We start from the raw sequence: 1,224 nt of genomic DNA, 5'->3' as shown, positions 1-1,224 counted from the left end.
ACAAAGAAAATACGTTAGCGCTATCCAATGAAATTTTATACGGATTATACCATCAACTTTCTTTGGTCGTGGAAAAATAATGCATCATTCTCAATACCATCTCAATACACTGAAGAAATATGTAAAAAGCTATGAGCAACTTCATAACCAAAAGTGTTTTCTGTAAATCGTATAAATATAAAAAACTACACATACACTCCTACTCCAAAATAATGGAAAAGTGAAAATTCGTGAAAGAAAAATACCATGAACTTCCAAATGTTCTCAAAACTGTTCAATGAAATTGATCACGCAACAAGTACATATGTCATGGATATTTCATCAAAAACCATCGTTGCAATCACCCCCATTGTATCGATCGGTCTCACGCTTGGTTTCATCATCTATGGATGGCTCGTTATTCGTGGTGCAGTAGATATGCCCCTCGCTGGACTCGTAAACCGCTGTTTTCGAGTGAGTGTTATTACTTCTATTGCCTTAACCGCAGGGCTTTATCAAAAAGACATCAAAAACCTTATCATGGAAACACCTAATGAGTTAGTCAAAGCACTTGTGAAAAATTCTCAGAGTGAAACTCAATTAGCTCAGCTAATCGACAAAGTGGCTGGAAAAGGATTCGAATGTGCAAGCAAAGCTTTTGAAGAAGCAGCTTTCTTAGACGCTGATGGGCTCCTTTATGGTCTCTTTGGTATCCTCATCTTACTTGCAACAAGCTTCCTCACTGCCGTTGGAGGTGCATTCATCTTGTTGGCAAACATTGCAATTACACTTCTTGTCGGACTCGGACCATTCTTCATCATTTCTTTACTTTGGCAACCAACCTATCGCTTTTTTGAACAATGGGTAGCACAAATCTTAAGTTACACAATTCTCATTTTGCTCCTAGCAACCATGTCTAGTTTACTCATGAATATCTTTGCCAATTACATGGCGGATTTTAAATTTGATGGCGATCAGAATATCAGTTACGCGCTTGGTGGTGCTCTCATTTTGTCCATTATCTCTATTGTACTGTTGTTTAAATTGTCAAGCATAGCCAGTGCTTTAGCAAAAGGCGTTACATTAGGACATCTATGGAAATCAAATATCAGATCCTGATGTTTCTCATAAGCGCTGCATAACCAAAAAGTCAGGTAACACTCTAAAGGATATTTTTATTAAAATTGAATTATTCTCATAAACTAAAAAATGAAATTAAAAAAGATAAATTATCACAAACTATGC

1 protein-coding gene is annotated in these 1,224 nt (G+C 36.4%); it reads left to right on the top strand.

The window, feature by feature from the left end; translation table 11 throughout:
• Positions 1 to 246 precede the first annotated feature (246 nt).
• Entirely contained in the window at positions 247 to 1,098 is an 852-nt protein-coding gene (locus FNZ60_RS05685; protein ID WP_142416696.1) for a TrbL/VirB6 family protein, read from the top strand.
• The last annotated feature ends 126 nt before the right edge of the window (positions 1,099 to 1,224 follow it).

The sequence above is a fragment of the Bartonella massiliensis genome (assembly GCF_902150025.1).
GTDB lineage: Bacteria > Pseudomonadota > Alphaproteobacteria > Rhizobiales > Rhizobiaceae > Bartonella > Bartonella massiliensis.
The sequence above is the reverse complement of the archived record's forward strand: the minus strand, read 5'-3'. Positions and strand labels throughout refer to the sequence as shown.